16 protein-coding genes are annotated in these 17,782 nt (G+C 69.1%); 11 read left to right on the top strand and 5 right to left on the bottom strand.

The features are described 5' to 3' along the window. Positions 1–77 precede the first annotated feature (77 nt). Together nudF and B1A74_RS04520 are read right to left on the bottom strand one after the other, a co-directional pair. Complete coding sequence (gene nudF / locus B1A74_RS04525) at positions 78–737, bottom strand: ADP-ribose diphosphatase (protein WP_077243897.1); 660 nt, start codon at positions 735–737, stop codon at positions 78–80. Next, complete coding sequence (locus B1A74_RS04520) at positions 734–2,848, bottom strand: S9 family peptidase (protein ID WP_077243896.1); 2,115 nt, start codon at positions 2,846–2,848, stop codon at positions 734–736. The genes nudF and B1A74_RS04520 overlap by 4 nt, the downstream gene beginning before the upstream one ends. A 288-nt stretch (positions 2,849–3,136) precedes the next feature. Between B1A74_RS04520 and B1A74_RS04515 the strand changes: the two genes are divergently transcribed. Continuing rightward, positions 3,137–3,568, top strand: coding sequence for a DsrE family protein (locus tag B1A74_RS04515; protein WP_018946187.1), 432 nt, complete (start codon positions 3,137–3,139; stop codon positions 3,566–3,568). A 79-nt stretch (positions 3,569–3,647) separates the two neighbouring features. Here the strand turns inward: B1A74_RS04515 and B1A74_RS04510 are convergent, their stop codons facing one another. Together B1A74_RS04510 and hmpA are read right to left on the bottom strand one after the other, a co-directional pair. Beyond that, positions 3,648–4,097 (bottom strand): Rrf2 family transcriptional regulator, encoded by a 450-nt coding sequence (locus tag B1A74_RS04510; RefSeq protein ID WP_077243895.1) that lies wholly within the window; start codon positions 4,095–4,097, stop codon positions 3,648–3,650. 426 nt (positions 4,098–4,523) lie between these two features. Further along, on the bottom strand, positions 4,524–5,720 hold the full coding sequence (gene hmpA, locus B1A74_RS04500; RefSeq protein ID WP_077243894.1) for an NO-inducible flavohemoprotein: 1,197 nt from the start codon (positions 5,718–5,720) through the stop codon (positions 4,524–4,526). Positions 5,721–5,902: 182 nt separating this feature from the next. On the opposite strand from hmpA, the gene B1A74_RS04495 reads away from it, so the two are divergent. From B1A74_RS04495 to B1A74_RS04465, 7 genes are all read left to right on the top strand, one after another. Further along, positions 5,903–6,301, top strand: coding sequence for a hypothetical protein (locus B1A74_RS04495; RefSeq protein ID WP_077243893.1), 399 nt, complete (start codon positions 5,903–5,905; stop codon positions 6,299–6,301). Between the two features lie 2 nt (positions 6,302–6,303). After that, a complete protein-coding gene (locus B1A74_RS04490; RefSeq protein WP_077243892.1) occupies positions 6,304–6,750 on the top strand; it encodes a biotin/lipoyl attachment domain-containing protein in 447 nt (148 codons plus the stop codon). Between the two features lie 14 nt (positions 6,751–6,764). Next, positions 6,765–7,439 (top strand): thioredoxin family protein, encoded by a 675-nt coding sequence (locus B1A74_RS04485; RefSeq protein WP_244269166.1) that lies wholly within the window; start codon positions 6,765–6,767, stop codon positions 7,437–7,439. A gap of 121 nt (positions 7,440–7,560) precedes the next feature. After that, positions 7,561–9,411: a single-stranded-DNA-specific exonuclease RecJ gene (locus B1A74_RS04480; protein WP_077243890.1), complete on the top strand. Its 1,851-nt coding sequence runs from the start codon at positions 7,561–7,563 to the stop codon at positions 9,409–9,411. Continuing rightward, the gene (locus B1A74_RS04475) at positions 9,408–9,872 is read left to right on the top strand and encodes a glycine zipper 2TM domain-containing protein (protein WP_018946192.1); all 465 of its coding nucleotides are present in this window, start codon (positions 9,408–9,410) and stop codon (positions 9,870–9,872) included. The genes B1A74_RS04480 and B1A74_RS04475 overlap by 4 nt, the downstream gene beginning before the upstream one ends. A gap of 125 nt (positions 9,873–9,997) precedes the next feature. Continuing rightward, a complete protein-coding gene (locus B1A74_RS04470; protein WP_244269165.1) occupies positions 9,998–10,612 on the top strand; it encodes a hypothetical protein in 615 nt (204 codons plus the stop codon). 64 nt (positions 10,613–10,676) lie between these two features. After that, the gene (locus B1A74_RS04465) at positions 10,677–11,936 is read left to right on the top strand and encodes an adenosylhomocysteinase (RefSeq protein ID WP_077243888.1); all 1,260 of its coding nucleotides are present in this window, start codon (positions 10,677–10,679) and stop codon (positions 11,934–11,936) included. An 18-nt stretch (positions 11,937–11,954) separates the two neighbouring features. On the opposite strand, the gene ribA is transcribed toward B1A74_RS04465, so the two are convergent. Further along, entirely contained in the window at positions 11,955–13,100 is a 1,146-nt protein-coding gene (gene ribA / locus B1A74_RS04460) for a GTP cyclohydrolase II RibA (protein WP_018946195.1), read from the bottom strand. 104 nt (positions 13,101–13,204) lie between these two features. On the opposite strand from ribA, the gene B1A74_RS04455 reads away from it, so the two are divergent. The 3 genes from B1A74_RS04455 (at position 13,205) to B1A74_RS04445 (ending at position 17,767) form a co-directional block, all read left to right on the top strand. Further along, a complete protein-coding gene (locus B1A74_RS04455) occupies positions 13,205–14,011 on the top strand; it encodes a RibD family protein (RefSeq protein WP_077243887.1) in 807 nt (268 codons plus the stop codon). 24 nt (positions 14,012–14,035) lie between these two features. Further along, positions 14,036–15,061: an alpha/beta fold hydrolase gene (locus tag B1A74_RS04450; RefSeq protein WP_077243886.1), complete on the top strand. Its 1,026-nt coding sequence runs from the start codon at positions 14,036–14,038 to the stop codon at positions 15,059–15,061. Between the two features lie 96 nt (positions 15,062–15,157). Further along, positions 15,158–17,767, top strand: a complete 2,610-nt coding sequence (locus tag B1A74_RS04445) for a putative bifunctional diguanylate cyclase/phosphodiesterase (protein ID WP_077243885.1) — start codon at positions 15,158–15,160, stop codon at positions 17,765–17,767. Positions 17,768–17,782 lie beyond the last annotated feature (15 nt).

Raw genomic sequence — 17,782 nt, 5'->3', positions numbered from 1 at the left:
CGCCCTTGTCTCGAGCGGGGATTATCCGGAAGCCTCCGGCCATGCGTCAACGCAACCCGGTCCGGGCGGGGGAGTCTTCAGCGACGCGGCTCATCCACCCGGGCGCCCGCTCCCCATTCGCACCGCAGCCGCTCGCGATTGAGTGCCAGCCACTGCAGCGCGATCACCGGAGCCGCCGAGTCGATACGCCCGTCCCCGAGCAGCTGCATCGCCTCGTCGAAGGGCACGGTGAACACCCGGATGTCCTCGTCTTCGGCATCCAGTCCGTGCACGCCCCCGGCACCGAGGCTGTCCACCTCGCCGCAATAGATCCGCAGCGACTCGGAATTGCCGCCCGGGCTGACATAGACCTCCTGCACGAACTCGATGCGCGCCGGGTTCACCCCCGCCTCCTCGAAGGCCTCGCGCCGCACCACCGCTTCCGGCTCCTCGCCCGGTTCGATCACCCCGGCGACGAACTCCAGCAGCCAGGGGCCCGCCGGTTTCTCCAGCGCGCCGATGCGGAACTGCTCGATCAGCACCACACGGTCGGCCACCGGGTCGTAGGGCAGCAGCACCGCCGCATGTCCGCGTTCGAAGCGCTCGCGCGTCAGCGGCCGGCTCCAGCCACCGCCGAACAGCCGGTGGCGCACCGTATAGCGGGCCATGCGGAAGAAGCCCTCGAACAGCGTCTCGCGTTCGAGGACCTCGACATCTTCGGGCCCCAGGCCCGGGCGGCGGCCATCGCCGGCGCTCACGGGGCCTCGACCTCGTCGATGTCCTGACGCAGCAGCTCCAGGCGTTCCTGTACCGGCTCGGGGTATTCCGCCTGGCGACGCCCGCCGATGTGCTCGGCGAGGAAGCCCTCCAGCCCGGCGAAGAACGCCAGGCGGTTGGTCTCGTTGACGAAACCGTGGCCCTCGTCCAGCGCCAGCAGGTACTCCACCGGATGCCCGGCGTCGCGCAGCGCGACCACGATCTGGTCCGACTCGGCCTGCTTGACGCGCGGGTCGTTGGCCCCCTGGGCCACCAGCAGCGGCGACTCGATGCGGTCAACATGGAACAGCGGCGACTGCTCCTTCAGCCGCTCGCGGTCCTCCGGATCGTCCGGGTCACCCACACGACCGTGCATGCGCTTGATCCCCGCTTCCCAGTACGGCGGGATGGACTCCATCAGGGTGATCAGGCTGGACGGCCCCACCATCGACACCCCGGCGGCGTAGAGCTCCGGGGTCCAGGTCAGCCCGGCCAGGGTTGCGTAACCCCCGTAGGAGCCGCCGTAGATCGCCACCCGGTCCGGATCGGCGATGCCCTCGTCGATCAGATGTTTCACCCCGTCGGTCACGTCGTGCTGCATCACGCCGGTGCCCCACTCCTGGTTGCCGGCATTGAGAAACGCCTTGCCAAAACCGGAGGAACCGCGGAAATTCGGCTGCAGCACGGCGTAACCACGGTTGGCGAGGAACTGCACCTGTCCGCTGTAGCCCCAGGTATCGCGCACCCAGGGGCCGCCATGCGGCATCACCACCAGCGGCAGATCCTCGGCCCCGGCCCCGCGCGGCAGGGTCAGGTAGCCCGGGATCTCGGTCCCGTCGCGGGCTTCATAACGGATCGGCTCCATGTACGCCAGCACGTCCTCGGGAAGATCCGGCCGGGTGCGATACAGGCGTTCGAGTTCGCGTTCGCGCAGATCCGCCACCCAGGCACTGCCGGGATCGACGTCGCGCTGCACGCCCACGGTCCACACGTTCTCGTCACGGGTTCGCGAGGAGAACGACAGCTCCGCGTCACCCAGCTCCGAACGCAGCCAGTCCAGCGCCTGCTCGAATTGCTCGTCGTGCGCGTAGATCCGCTGCCGGTCGCCGGTGTACTGCGTGGCCAGCAGGCGGTGGTCATCGTCGGAAAACAGCGCGCGACCGAGATCCACCTCACCTTCCGGGTCGCGGTGCACCCGGGTCTCCTCGCCGGAATCCGGGTCGAACAGGACCAGCTCGCTCAGGTCGCGATCCGCGCCCGCGTTGGTGCGCATATAGAGCCTGGCGCCGTCCGCGTGGAAGCCGGCCAGCGAGCAGCTCTCGCCGAACTCGCAGGCGTAGACCTGCCGAAAATCATCCTCGCCATCCACGCGCAGGATCTCGCTCCCGCCATCACCGGTGGTGCGCGTCGCCTTGCGCAGCTCGCCCTCGTGGAAATGCCAGCCTTCGATCTCCGCGGTGTTTTCCGCCACGAGCTCCCGCTCGCCCGAGGCGATGTCGACCCGGTAGACGTCGTGCAGGCGGGGATCGCGGTCATTCAGCCCCACGAACAGTTCCCCCGGGGCCTCCCGGGGCACGTGAAAGATGCGTGCACGCACACCGTCCCCGCCGGCCAGGTGACGGGATTCGGGGTATTCACCGGCTTCGGCGTCGGGCTCGACCGGGGCCTGCAGGGCCCGGATCTCGAAGTCCTCGTCGCCGTCGGCATCGCGCGCATACAGCAGGTACTCGCCATCGCGCGACCAGAAAAAGCCCGAGATGGAACGCTCTTCGGTGGTGACCGGCTGCGCCCGCTCGACCGGCTCGCCCCGCGCCACGACATGGATGTTCATCGCCCCCCCGTACGGTCGCAGGAAGGCGACACGATCGCCGTCCGGGGAGATCCGCGCGGAGGCGTATTCCGGGTCGCGGAAGAATCGCTCCAGCTTCACCAGCGGCGGCGCCTCCTCGGTCCACGGCCCGACGCCCTCCTCGGCCGGCGCGGTCTCGATCTGCGCACCGGCCAGGGCCGGCAGCGTCAGCAGCAGCGCCCCCATGATCGCGGTTCGCGCCGGCACCCCGATTGCTCGGTCGCGCACGCCGCGCCGGTTCGTCCTGTCCAGCGTCTCCTGCATTACGTCCTCCCCAGTCGCTCTGAATACAGGATGACAGCATCGGCCGGTTCACGGTTCCGCCGCCGCCCCGGGAACTTCTTTCCCCGTCCCCCATATACCGGAGAGATTCCGGCGACAGGCCAGCTTCCCGAAAGGAGCCGCATGCCGCACCCGCCGGGAATCCGCCCGAACAACGAATCACCCGATGCGACGCAATCGACATATGGACGCAGTCTGATTTGCATTCCATATAAGCATTAAACTACATTCGAAAACGCTTACATACCACCCAAACGGGAGACGTACCCCATGCGTACCATGAAGACCCTCGCTGCCGCCGCCGTCCTGACCTTTGCCGGCGCCAGCGCCGTTCAGGCCGACGAACCCTCGAAGATGTTCTCCAGCCTCACCTCCGGTGACAGCCACACCCAGTTCATGTCGATGGTGCTGAGCAACCAGGCCATGGGTCAGGGTCAGGAAGTGCGCGTGCTGCTGTGCGGCCCGGCCGCCAAGATGGCGACCAACGACTTTGACGGCCCGACCATGCAGCCCGCCGACCGCAACGCCCAGCAGCTGCTGATGAACCTGATCAACAACGGGGCGAAGGTCGAGACCTGCGCCATCTTCCTGCCGAATACCGACTACACCGAGGAAGACCTGATCGACGGCGTCACCCCGGCCGACCCGGAAGACGTGGGCGCCTACATGGCCGACCCCAACGTGCGCTACTTCTCCAACTAAGCCGCACGCTGCCCGGCCAGCCCGGGCAGACCCCCGAGGGCCCTCCATCCGGAGGGCCCTTTTTTATGGGCGGGTCGGCTCAGCCGGCGTCGGGGGGGTGCGGTTCGATCTGCAGCAGGGTTCGCAGACGGGCTTCGTTGCGCACGATGTCGGCGAGGGTGTAGCGGTCGAGCACGGCGAGGAAGGCGTCGCGCGCCTCGTCGAGCAGGGGCTTGAGGCGGCAGGCCGGCGCGACCGGGCACCATGGCCGGGTGCAGTCGATCACGTCCAGCGTGGGCTCCATGTTGCGCACAACCTCGCCCAGATTGATCTCCTCGGGCGCCACCGCCAGCCAGATCCCGCCGCCCTTGCCACGCCGGTTGGTCAGATAGCCGAGCCGCCCCAGGCGGTGGACGATCTTCACCATGTGGTTGCGCGGGACCTCGAAGCGCTCGCTGATCTCCGAGACCGTGGTGCGGCCACCCTCGGGCTGCACGGCCACGAACAGAAGCACGCGCAGTGCATAGTCCGTATGGCGGGTAAGCTGCATGGCACCGACCTCTTGCAGAAAGGCCGGCCCGCGCGCAACGCCGGGGCCGGCCCTTGTATTAGCTTTAACTAATTCAGCATACCCGCACCCGCCGGCACGCGTCGAACATCGCGCCCGTCACCTCCGTGTCACCGGTGTCACTAGGGAAACACTGATCAATGTACACGTTCGCGTTGGCACCCCAGGTTTTCCGAGACAAGGCGCGGTGCGCAGCCGGTAGTGGTTCTACCGGCAAGGGCCGAAACGCAGGATCGGGGAACCTGGGGTGCCAACCCCGAAGGGGCTCGGCCGCCCGTTGTTGATCAAAAACGGGCGCGCGCACGGCGTTGCGGCTCCCTTGTGCAGAATGACTGCACGGCGGTCGCCGCGCCTTGTTCGCACGCAAAAGCGACTCGAGCGCGAACGTGTACATTGATCAGTGTTTCCCTAGAGCACGTCGGGCCCGAACACCTCGTGGAAGATCCGTTCCGGGGGGATACCGGCATCTGTCAGACGATCGCGCTGATCACGAATGAACGGCAACGGGCCGCTCACCCGCACCTCCGCCGCGGGCGGCAGCATGTCCGGTGCCAGCCGCGCGGGATCGACGCGCCCGGCGTACTCGTCCGGCTCCCGCGCATCGCCATCCTCCAGGAACACAGCGACCTTCAGGCGTTCCGGATGGCGTGCCCGGAGGGCTTCGATTTCCCCCGTGAACGCCCGCACTTCGCGTTCCCGCACGCCGTGCAGCAGGGTCACCGGACGCGGCATCCCCGCCCGGTCCAGCTCGTGCAGCATCGACAGCAGCGGGGTGATCCCGACGCCCCCGGCGACCAGCACCAGCGGATGCTCGCCGGGCGGCAGGACAAAGTCGCCGGCGGGCGCGCTGACCTCCACGCAATCGCCCTCGCCCAGCGCGTCGTGCAGGCGACCGGACACCCGGCCATCCGGAGCGCCGTTGCCGGCTTCCCGCTTCACCGAGATCCGCAGGGCGTCGCTGCCCGGCGGGTGGGTCAGGGAATACTGCCGCGGCTGAACGATGCCCTCCTCCAGCAGATCCATGCGGACCGAGACATACTGCCCCGGCCGGTGCTCGGGAATCGCGCCGCCGTCCTCCGGCACCAGCTCGAACGAGGTGATCTCGCGGCTTTCGGGCATCTTGCTGTGGATGCGGAAGCGCCGCCAGCCGGTCCAGCCACCGGTCTGCGCGGCCTGTTCATCGTACAGCGACTGTTCGGCGTCGATCAGGATCCGGGCCAGCTCCCAGTACGCCTGTTCCCAGGCCCCGACGATCTCCGGTGTGGCCGCCTCGCCCAGAACCTCGCCCATGGCCCCCAGCAGATGTTCGCCGACGATCGCGTACTGATCCGCGGTCACTCGCAGGCTCACGTGCTTGTGGGCGATCCGGCGCACGGTGTCTTCCAGCACCTGCGGCTCGTCGATGTGCTCGGCCCACGCCATCACCGCCCGGGCCAGGGCGTGCGGTTGTTCCCCCGCGGCCTGATGCGCCTGGTTGAAAACGTTCCTGAGCTCCGGATGGGCCTCGAACATCCGGGCATAGAAACGCCGGGTGATGGTTTCGCCGTGCTCCGCCAGCACGGGCACGGTGGATTTGACGATCTCGCGGGTCCCGGATTCCAGCATGCAGACGTTCCTTGGTATTCAGGTGGAGCCGCGAACGCTACATAACTATGCTTTCTATATGCAAGTTCTAACAGCCAACCGGATAAATTGCATTCCTTAAAGTCATTTTTTATGGCGTGTTGACCGAAACACAGCCCCGCCTTATGATTCTTTACAAATATATCTTTAAAATGGAGATACGCGTGCTGACGCGCAACCGTCTGTTCATCACCATCGCCCTCGTCTATGCCCTGCTCGGTGGCGGGGTGGCCGTCCTCTGGCTGCTGGCGCCGGGCACGATCACCGGCGATGCGGTGCGCCTGCATGCCCACCTGATGCTGCTGGGCTTCGTCACCATGATGATCTACGGGATCGGCCTCCATGCCCTGCCCCGCTTTTCGGGACGCAACCTGTTTTCCGAGCGCACCGCCGATGCCCAGTTCGTGCTGGCCAACGCCGGACTGCCGGCGATGGCCGCCGGCTGGCTGGCCGGCAGCCGCGAGATCGTGCTCGCGGGGGGCCTGCTGACCTGGGCGGCGATGCTGCTGTTCACCCTCAACATCCTGCTCACGGTGCGCCGGCGCGGTCCCGGGGAGGCCTGATCATGAGCGAATATCGCGGCTGCGAGATCCCCGAGGATCTCTACTACGACCTGGATTACCTGTGGGCCCGCGAAGACGCCGACGGCAGTTTTATCCTGGGGCTGACCGATCCGGCACAGACCATGGCCGGACGGCTGCAGTACACCACGTTCAAGCGACCCGGCACCCACCGCAGGCGCGGCAAGACGCTGGCGCGGCTGGAATCCGGCAAATGGGCCGGCGGGGTGCCGGCACCGTTCGACGGCACCATCGAGGAGGTCAACGCCGCGGTGACGGCCCGACCCGATCTCGTCAACCGGGCCCCTTACGACGACGCCTGGCTGTTGCGCCTGCGCCCGGACGACCCGGAGACCGCGCGCGAGCACCTGTACACCGGGGAGCGGGCCCGCGAGTCGCTGGAACAGTGGATCGAACGTTACGGCGTCCAGTGCATGCGCTGCGCCGACTGATCCCCGAGGCACGAATGCGCGTACAGCTTCTTGTCTCTCAGTGGTGCCCCTCCTGCGATTCGGCCGAGGCCGTATGGAGCCGGATCGCGGCGGAACGCGAGTTCGACTTCAGCGTGGTGGACATGGGCACGCCCGAAGGCCGCGAACTGGTCCAGCGGCTGCGCCTGAAGACCGTCCCCGCACTGGTCGTGGACGGCGAACTGCGCGGGGTCGGTGTGCAGAGTCCGGAGGAGGCGCGCGAAATCGTGGCCGGTACGCCCGAGCGCAGCGGCCACTCGGCGCCGGTGGGCATCGCCCTGGCGCCGGCCAGCCGCGCCCATCTGCTGTCCGCGGTCGTGTGGCTGGCGATCGCCGGGGGCCTGCTGGCGCTGCACGGCGGCCTGCTGCCACCCGACGGGCCATGGCCGGGTGTGCTGCATGTCTTCCTGCTCGGGTTTATCACCCCGTTCATCGCCGGACTGGCGGAACACATGATCCCGCGTTTCATGGAGCGGCCGGTGCGCGCGGGCCCGTGGTCCTGGACCCAGTGGGGCCTGCTCAACGCCGGGGCGGCCGTCACCGCCATCGGCGGCTGGGTCGTCGGGCCGGCACTGGCCGCCGCCGGGATCACCCTCGCCACGGCCGGGCTGGCGCTGCTGACCCTGCGCCTGTGGCCGGCCCTGTGGCCCGCGGCAGCACCCGCGCGCTGACGGACCCGGTCACTGTCCGGGACGGGCGTTGCCCTGCCCGCGGACGGGACACTTCCCGGCACGCGCCGCGCCCTCTATCCTGTGCGCCCGTTTCCCGACGACCCGCAGTCGCGGTGCCCCGATGTCCAGCACGGACCCCCTGCCTGATCAGAACCTGGTGCCGCCGCCGGAGCCGGCCTGGAGCCGACGCCGGCCGGACCCGGACGTGGAGGCCGCGGCGCGCGCGGCCGGACTGACCCCGCTGCAGGCCCGCCTGATCGCCGCCCGGGTGAGCGAGACCGACCCGGATGTCCTGCGGGCCGGCTTTGTCGAACGCCCGCTGCGCGCCCTGACACCCCCCGACGCCCTGCCCGATCTGGATACGGCGGCGCGGCGCATCCTGCGGTCGCTGGAGGCCGGCGAGACCGTGGCCCTGGAAACCGACCACGACGTCGACGGGGTCACCAGTCACGCGCTTTTGTATCGCGGCCTGACCCGGGTACTGGGCCACCCGGAGGCGCGTCTGCAGTCCTGGATCGGCCACCGGCTGCGCGAGGGCTACGGCCTGTCCGACGCCCTGGCCGAGCGCATCCTCGCCGCCCGCCCCCGGCCCGATCTGGTGATCACCGCCGACAACGGCTCCGGCGACGAGGCGCGCATCGCCCGCCTGCGGGCCGCCGGCATCGACACCATCGTCACCGATCATCACGTGATCCCGGCGGACGGCGTGCCCGCCTCGGCCCTGGCCTGCGTCAGTCCGGCGCGCAGCGACAGCCGCTATGGCGACCCCGCGATCGCCGGCTGCATGGTGGCCTGGCTGCTGCTGATGCGCGTCCACCGCCTGCGCCAGCAGGACACCGGACGTGAGGACCCCGCCGGACGCACGCTGCTGATCGACCTGCTGGCCGAAGTGGCCGCGGGCACCGTGGCCGACTGCGTGACGCTGGGCGACAGCCTCAACAACCGGGTGGTGGTCCATCAGGGCCTGCGGCGCATGAACGCCGACGACACCCGCCCCTGCTGGCGGGTCGCGGCGCGGCGGCTCACCGGCGGGGAGCGCCCGCTGGACGAATCCGACCTGGCCTTCGGCCTGGGGCCGCGCATCAACGCCCGCGGCCGCCTGGACGAGGCGATGGCCGGGGTCCGTTTTCTGCTGGCCGAGGATGAGGCGGAGGCCGAACACTGGTGGTCCCTGCTGGACGAAGAGAACCAAAACCGGCGCCGCATCGAGCGCGAGCTCACCGTGCGTGCCCGCGAGGAGGCCGCCCGGGCCGCCGCCCGCGGGGTCTCGGGTCTGTGCCTGTGGCTGCCCGACGGCCACCCGGGGGTACACGGCATCATCGCCTCGCGCATGGTCGAGGCCCGGGGGCTGCCGGTGCTCTGCGTGTCGCCGGTGTGGGAGTGCGACCGGCGGGTGACCGGCTCCGCGCGTGGGGTGCCCGGCTTCCATGTCGCCGATGCATTCGCGGCCATGGCCGCCGCCGAACCCGACCTGCTGGAGAAACACGGCGGCCATGCACAGGCGGGCGGCCTGACGCTGGCCCGCGCCGACCGCGAACGCCTGGCCCATGCGTGGGAACGGGCCTGTGCCGACAGCCAGCGCGAGCACGGCTGGACACCCGGCCCGGTGCTGGAGATCGATGGCGAGGGCCCGTCCCCGCGTGCCCTGGCGGCCGGGACCCTCGAGCAGATCGACGCCCTCGCCCCCTGGGGTCGCGGTTTCCCGCGCCCGGTGTTCGTCTGGGAAGGCGAGCTGCGCGGCCTGCGCCGGATGGGCGACGGACGCCATCTGCGGCTGCGCCTGGAGACGGCCGATGGCGACCTGCAGGGGATCTGGTTCAATGCGCTGGAACCGGATGCACGGGATCCGTGGCCGCCGGGAACCCGGATACAGCTTGCGGGGTCTCCTGAATGGAACCATTACAACGGCACGTCAAGGCTGCAGGTCCGCATTCACGCGGCGCGGTCGGCGGCCGTGGGGAGAAAACCATGAACTTCGTTCGCCAGTCCCTCATCGTCACCATCGTCGGCGGCACCGCCCTGGCCCTGGCCGCCTGCACCCATCCACCCACCCGCGAACAGACTGGCGCGGTCATCGGCGGTGCTGCCGGGGGCGTCATCGGCAGCCAGATCGGCGGCGGCCGCGGGCAGATGGCCGCCACCATCGTCGGGACCCTGGCCGGTGCGGCCATTGGCGGTGCCATCGGCCGCTCCATGGACGAGGTCGACCGCATGCGCGTGCAGCAGACCCTGGAGACCGCCCCCGACCGCGAAACCCGGGAGTGGCGCAATCCCAACACCGGACAGCAGTACCGGGCGACGCCGAAACGTACCTATGAACGCGACGGCCGCCCGTGCCGCGAATACGAAGTCCTGGCGACCATCGACGGCGAAGCGGAGACCATCACCGGCACCGCCTGCCGCGATGTCTACGGCAACTGGGTCATGCAGTAGCCCGACGCGGCGCGGGCCGCGCGGTTTCACGCCCGGCTAACGGAATGGCCCATTGGGTGTATTGTTCCGCCGTGTGAATTCCCTCAAGGTCTGGCCAAGATGCTGAATCGGAGAGACCTTCACCCATGCATTCACCCATGCATCCGCCCGGGCACCCCGACCCCCTGCGCGCGGACCTGCCCGGGCCCGCACCGGGCGCGCCCCCCGGGACCCCGTCGCAGGTGACCGCGTCCGGCGACCTGCTCCGGATCGAGCAGGACGCCCCGCCGGACCTTCGTCTGACCCTCCGGCGCCGGCGCTGGTGGCAGCGCCTGCTGCGCCCGTTGCTGGGGCCGCTGGAACGCCCCCTGCCGGATTCACGGCTGACCCGGCGTGTGCGCATTAGCGCCGCCTCTGCAGCGGATCACGAGGCCCTCAGGACCAGCCCCAGCGCGCAGACCGCGCTGGTCGACCTGTTCCGCGCCGAACGCCACTGGCCGGTGGATATCGTGACCGTCGGCTTCGACAACGGCCGGGCGCGGATCGACGGCCGGATTCTCGAACCCCTCGATGAAGAACGGTCGCGGCGCCTGCACGCGGAACTGCATGCTCATCTCGATGCCGCCTCGCATGCCCTGGCGATGACCTTCAAGGGCCGCGCGGGCCGGCCGGCGCAGCATGCCGCGGGGGCCTCGCCCGTGGTCATGCTCGGCCTTCTCGCCCTGGGCCTGGTGGCCATCCTCGTGGTGGCCCTGCTCTGACGACGGTGGACGTCCCCACCGGGGCGCGGCACACTCGCGCCTTTCGCATTCACGGGAGGACGTCATGGCCGCGGACATCGAACAGGGTCGCCAGAAACTCGCCTGGGCACGGGAGCACATGCCGGTGCACGCCGCCCTGCGCGAACGCCTCGGCCGGAGCCGGCCGCTGGCCGGCATTACCCTGGGTGTCTGCTCCCATGTGGAGGCCAAGACGGGCGTGTTCGTCGAGACGCTCGCCGCCGCCGGCGCCGAGGTGGTGTTCACCGGCAGCGAGCCGGGCTCCAGCCAGGACGACGTGGTCGCCGCCCTCAACGAGCAGGACGGCATCACCGGCTACGCCCGGCGCGGGGTCTCCGAGGAAGAGCTGGAAGCCCTGCACCTGCAGGCCCTGGATCATGCCCCGCGCTTCATCCTCGACGACGCGGCCGAACTGACCGCGCGCCTGGTCCACCAGCGCCCGGCGCTGCTCGACGACTTCATCGGCATGTGCGAGCAGACCACCACCGGCGTGCAGCGGCTGCAGGCGATGGCGCGCGCCGACGCCCTGCCGTTCCCCGCCTATGCGGTGAACAACACACCGATGAAGCACGAGTTCGACAACATCCACGGCACCGGCGAGTCCTCGCTCACCAACCTGCTGCTGACCACCAATCTGCTGCTGGCCGGGAAGAAGGTGGTGGTAGCCGGCTTTGGTGACTGCGGTCTCGGCATCGCCGGCAAGGCGCGGGCACTGGGGGCCCGGGTAGCGATCACCGAGATCGAGCCGCGCCAGGCGCTGCGCGCCCACATGGCCGGCTTCGAGGTCATGCCGATGCTGGAGGCCGCCGCCTGGGGCGAGATCTTCATCACCACCACCGGCAACCGCGACGTGATCCGCGCCGAGCACTTCGAGGCGATGGCCGACGGCGCGCTGCTGGCCAACGCCGGCCACTTCAACGTGGAGATCGACGCCGAGGCGCTGGCGGGGCTGAGCGTCGAGCCGCCGCACGAAGCGCGGCCGGGCATCATGGAGTATCGCCTGGCCGACGGCCGCCGCCTGCATCTGGTCTGCGAGGGGCGGCTGGTGAATCTGGCAACGCCCACCGCCATGGGCCACCCGGCGGAGGTGATGGATCAGACCTTTGCCATGCAGATCGTCGCCGCCTGCCATCTGGTCGAGCGCGCGGCGGGGCTGGAGCCCGGCGTGCATCCGGTCCCCGATCAGGTCGACCGCGAGGTGGCCGAACTCAAGCTGGAGACCCTGGGCATCGGCCTCGACACCCTGACCGAGTCGCAGCAGCGCTTCCTCGACGCCTGGCGCGACGATCAGATCAAGGGCGCCTGAGCCCGTCCCGCGTGGAGGCTAGCCGCGGCTGGCCTCCGCGGCGAGCAGTTCTTCCAGCCAGTGCCCGCCGCGGTCCGCCTTGGTGCTGAGATAGCGCAGGTTGTGCGGGTTGACGGTGCCATGCACCGGCTCGCGCGACGCCACTTCGATCCCGCCGGCACGCAGGGCGTCGATCTTGGCAGGATTGTTGGTCAGCACGCGCACACGGTCGATCCCGAGGAACTCCAGCATCTCCACCGCCGCCTCGTAGCGGCGCCCGTCGGCACCGAAGCCGAGCTGGCAGTCGGAGTCGATGGTGTCCATCCCGGCGTGCTGCATGGTGTAGGCACGCAGCTTGTTGGCCAGGCCGATCCCGCGCCCTTCCTGGGCGAGATACAGCAGCACCCCGCCGCCGCTGTCGTTGATCATCTTGACCCCGCGACGCAGCTGATCCCCGCAGTCGCAACGCAGGCTGCCGAACAGGTCGCCCGTCAGGCAGGCCGAATGCAGGCGCACCGGCACCGGGTCCGGCCAGCGGCTCGGCTCGCCGATCACCACCGCCACGTGTTCCTGGATCCCGTTGCCCTCGCGAAACAGCATGAACCGGGTCACCGGAGCGTCCGCCAGCGGTACCGGGGCCTCGCTGACATGGGCCAGCTCCAGGCGCGGATGCTCGGCCACCTCGCGCGCCTGCGCGGCGTCCACGTCCAGCAGCATGCCGTCGGCCACTGCGGAGGCGATCGCCTCGGGCTCCGGATCGGGGATGGACGACGTCACCACCGCCGGCAGCAGCCGACCGGCGCGCACCAGCTCCAGCGCGGCGGCCTCGCTCTCGCCGGCGCGCTGGAGCACCGCGCCTTCCAGCAGGCGGGCGGCGGAACTGGCATCATCGGAGCCTTCGGGCGCGCTGGCGAGGACAAACAGCGATTCCGGATCCACCGTGCCGGTCGGCTGCAGCGCCACGCCTTCCCAGCCTTCTTCCAGCGGTTGCGGCCAGCCCATTGCCGACGCCCGGTGGGGGGTTAGAATCAGACGGGGCCGTCCGCCGGTCATCACGGTCAGACGATCGAGCTGTCCCGGTGTCAGGCCCTCGACGGCCGCTGCAAGGACATCCGTTCCGGAACCGCTGACACGAATCGGATGGCCCCGGCGAAGGTCAAAGATCCCGCGATCGGCGTTGTGCATCGGGTACTTCCATACGGAGTCGGGTTGATGAAGTTAGCTCCTCGAACGGTCAGACTACCCCAACTGCCCCGCCGCCGTCCCCAAACCCTGCTCGGGGAGAAGCCATGAGCGAAGAAATCATCACCGAAGCGCGGGCCTGGCGATGGCTGCTGACCCGCTGTGACAATGCGGCCTGCCAGCCCCTGCCGGGCCCGCTGGCCCCGGCCGCGCACGAGGTCCTGGACCTCTACGGCCCGATCCTCGAACCCGACACCATCGCCATCGGCCAGCTGGGACAGAGCCTCGACGGACGGATCGCCACGCATACCGGGCACTCCCAGTACGTGACCGGACCGGAGGACATCCGCCACCTGCACCGACTGCGGGCCCTGGTGGATGCCATCGTGGTGGGCGCCGGCACCGTGGCCAGCGACGACCCGCAGCTGACGGTGCGCGACGTCGAGGGCCGCAATCCGCTGCGCGTGGTGCTGGACCCCGAAGGCCGCCTCGCGGCCGATCACAAGGTGTTCGCGGCCGGCGGGCCGACCACCCTGGTCCTGCACAAGCCCGGGCATGCCCCCGATCACCTGCCGGCCCACGTGGAACGCGCGGAGCTGCCCGTCGAGACGATCATGGCCGACGGCGAACAGCGCGAACGCTTTGCCCCCCGCCGGGTGCGCGACCACCTCGAGGCACGCGGCCTGAACCGCCTGCTGGTGGAGGGCGGCGGGCGTACCGTCTCGCGTTTCCTGGCCGCGGACACCCTGGATCGCCTGCATCTCACCATCGCCCCGATGATCATCGGCTCCGGCCGCCCGGGTATCACCCTGCCCCCGATCGACTCGCTGTCGCGGGCGCTGCGGCCACCGTTTCGCGAGTTCCGGCTGGGCGGCGACAACCTCTATGACCTGGACTTGCGCAGCAAGCCCTGACCCCCGCCCGCCTCCGGAGCGCGCATGACTCGCCTCGCCCGCCTCATCCCGGCACTGCTGTTCGGCCTGCTGCTCGGTGGCTGCGCCGCCACGCCCGCCGGCCTTCCCGCACCGGCCACCGAGAATCCCGAGCCCGCGCGGCTGGAACAGGGTCTGGCCCGGATGCCCGACGGAACCGAACTGCCACTGCGCCGCTGGGGTCCGCGCGAGCCCGAACGGGTGATCCTGGCCCTGCACGGTTTCAATGACTACGGCGGCAGCATGCACGCCCTTGCACGGCCGCTGGCCGCCAGCGGCATTGCGGTCTACGCCCCGGACCAGCGCGGTTTCGGCCGCACCGACTCGGCCGGCTACTGGGCCGGCCACGCGGCCCTGGCCGCCGACGCCCGCGCCCTGCTCCACGCCCTGGACGAACGTTACGCGGACCTGCGCCCGCTTATGGTCGGCAAGAGCATGGGCGCGGCGGTGGCGGCCCTGGCGGTCACCGGCGAGCCGGCACCGCCGGTCGCCGGAACGGTCCTGATCGCCCCGGCCGTCTGGGCACGCGATGCCCTGCCCTGGTATCAGCGGATGGCCCTGTGGACCTCCACCCGGCTGTTCCCGGGCCTGCGGCTGTCCCCGGAAGACGCCGCGCACCTCGATATTCGCCCTACCGACGACCCGGTGGTGGCCGCCGGCCTGCGGCGCGACCCCTGGGTACGTGCCAATGCCCGGATGGACAGCCTGGACGGCCTCACCACCCTGATGGACCGCGCACGTGCCGCCGCCCCGGACCTGCCACCTCCGAGCCTGGTGCTCTACGGCGGCCGCGACGACCTGATCCCGCCGGAACCGGTGGCGGACCTGTTGCGCACGCTGGCCGAAGGCGGACCCGGGCACCGGGCGGTGTTCTATCCCGAGGGCTACCACCTGCTCACCCGCTATTCCGGGGCACGACAGACCCACGCGGATATCACCGCGTGGATCCTCGACCCCGACGGCGACCTTCCCCACGGCGAGATCGGCCCGGCCGGGAACATCGCCGATCGCATTCTCTCCGAAAAACCTTGATCCAGCTCACAACCTGGCCGCCTCTTCCCCCGCAAAGTGCAGGGTTTGACGGGATCGCCACACCCGTTCATCCGAAAAGCTCCCTCAGAGGACTGCATGCCGAAGCCTTCCGAGCCGGTTCAGCCACGCCGCACCCTGCGCCTGCGCCATTTCATCGTGACCGCCATCATGGGGGTCGCCCTGCTGGTGTTCGTGACTGCGGGCGTCACGTCCTCGCTCATCTACGAACGGACCATGACCCGGCAGGCCGAAGAGACCGCGAGCGGGATCGCCCATCAGACCTTCGCGTCCATGTTCCAGATCATGAGCGAGGGCTGGACCCGCGAGGAGCTCGAGGAATTCTCGGCCGGGATCGAGGAGTCCTTCCAGGGCACACCGCTGCGACTCGACCTGTTCCGCGGCGACAAGGTGTCCGAGGTCTACGGCGAGGTGGAACAGCCGGAACGCGACGCCCGGGTGCGGCGGGCGTTTGAAACCGGGGAGATCGAAAGCTCCTCGGCCAACGAGGAGGTCCGCTACACCTTTCCCCTGCGTGCCCGCCAGGCCTGCCTGCAGTGCCACGGCAATGCCGACACCGGCGACGTGCTGGGCGTGATGGAGGTCCGCCAGGACATGGGCGAGGCCCTGGTGGACGCCCGCGGGCAGCACCTGTGGACCTTCCTCGCCACCGGCGCCGGCACGCTGCTGGCCGCGGTCCTGCTGGCCGCCTGGGCGACCGGGCCGATCAGCCGCTCGGTACGCCGCTTTCAGAACCAGGTGCGCAGCATCAATTCGGTGCGCGATCTCAACCGCCTGGAGACGCGATCCATCAGCACCGGATTCGTCGAGCTGGATCAGGTCGTGCGCCAGGTCGACGAGCTGGTGCACAAGCTGCACGGCGTGGCGGTAGACAAGGAGATCCTGGAATTCGAACTGAAGCTGCTGGACAAGTTCATTATCACCTCCGACGTGGTGCGGGACTGGCGCGAATACATCAGCGTGCTGCTCAACGAGATCAACACCATCATCGACGCCTACACCCTGTTCACGCTGTTCAAGGCGGACGAGGACCACTACGAACTGGAGATCTTCTGGCGCAGTGAACCGCCGGAGGCCACCCGCCGCACCTTCGAGAAGCTGGCAACCCGGCGCATCCGCGCGAACGACGACTTCGTCGAGGGTGCTCGGATCACCGTGCAACACAACGTGGCGGATCCGCACACCGACCTGCACGAGCTGGACGCCAGCGAGATCGAACTGGCGACCAAGTCCCTGATGCTGGAAACCCCGCGCATTGGCGGCGTGGTCGGCATCGGGGTCCAGTCCGATCTGGTGCGCGACCCGGTCCGGCACGTGGTGATCGAGAGCATCCTGTCGACCCTGCTGAACCTGGTCGGCTCGGTGAAGGCGATCTACAAGTACACCCAGGACCTCGAGTACTACGCCACCCGTGACCCGCTGACCAACCTCTACAACCAGCGCGTGTTCTGGGAACTGTTCGGTTACGAGCTCAAGCGGGCCGCCAGTCACGACTACCCGTTCGCGGTGATGGTCGTCGACCTCGACAACTTCAAGACCATCAACGACCGCTACGGGCATTCCTTCGGCGACCGGTTCCTGCAGGCGTATGCCGACACTATCCGCAACGCGGTGGAAAACGAGCACATCCTGGCGCGCTACGGGGGCGACGAATTCGCCCTGATCCTGCCCGAGACGGGCGCCGAAGCCGCGCACGAACTGGCGGTGCGGATGACCGAGGCCACCGACGAGCTGGCCCTGACCGCGCCCGACGGCACCCGGGTGCGCGCCACCACCTGCATCGGCATCGCGGTTTACCCGGAGCACGGAGACAGCACCCGCGACGTATTCCTGGTGGCCGACAACATGATGTACAAGGCCAAACGCGAAGGGAAAAACGCAGTCTGCCTGCCCGACGAGGACGAGGTGGCGAAGGTGTTCCGCGAGGCCGGCGAGACCGGGATGATGATCATGCAGGCCCTGGAGGAAAAACGCATCGTGCCGGTGTTCCAGCCCATCGTGGATGTCCGCTCCGGCGAAACCGCCATCCACGAGCTGCTGATGCGCATCGAATCCAGCGGCAGGCTGCTGCCGGCCAACGAGTTCATCGAGACCGCCGAGAGCATGGGCGTGATGCACCAGCTCGATTACCTGCTGATCGAGCAGGCCTTCCGCCACATCCACGAGACCGGTTACGACGGCCTGCTGTTCATCAACCTGTCGCCGCGCGCGCTGATCATCGGCGAATTCATCGGCAAGGTGCGCACCCTGGCAACCGATTACCGCATCGACCCGACGCGTATCGTGTTCGAGATCACCGAGCGCGACACCGTGTCCAACCTGAACGTGCTGGAGACCTTCGTGCAGGCACTGAAGGAACAGGGTTTCCTGTTTGCGGTGGACGACTTCGGCTCGGGCTTCTCGTCGTTCCACTACCTCAAGCGCTTCCCCATCGACTACGTAAAGATCGACGGCGACTTCGTGCGCAACATGGCCCGCGACCCGCGCGACCGCGCCTTCGTCAACAGCATCGCGGCGCTGGCCCGCGACCTGCAAATGCGCACCATCGCCGAATTCGTGGAAGACGCGGAGGTCCTCGAGGCCGTACGCGAGATCGGCATCGACTACGCCCAGGGACATCACCTCGGCTACCCCGACACCGGTTTTACCCCGCGGCGGCCCGGCGTGGAGGCCACCGGCACGGACTGAAACCACCCGGCCCGA

Origin of the sequence: Thioalkalivibrio halophilus (assembly GCF_001995255.1) — a bacterium.
In the GTDB taxonomy this organism is placed as follows: domain Bacteria; phylum Pseudomonadota; class Gammaproteobacteria; order Ectothiorhodospirales; family Ectothiorhodospiraceae; genus Thioalkalivibrio; species Thioalkalivibrio halophilus.
The sequence above is the reverse complement of the archived record's forward strand: the minus strand, read 5'-3'. Positions and strand labels throughout refer to the sequence as shown.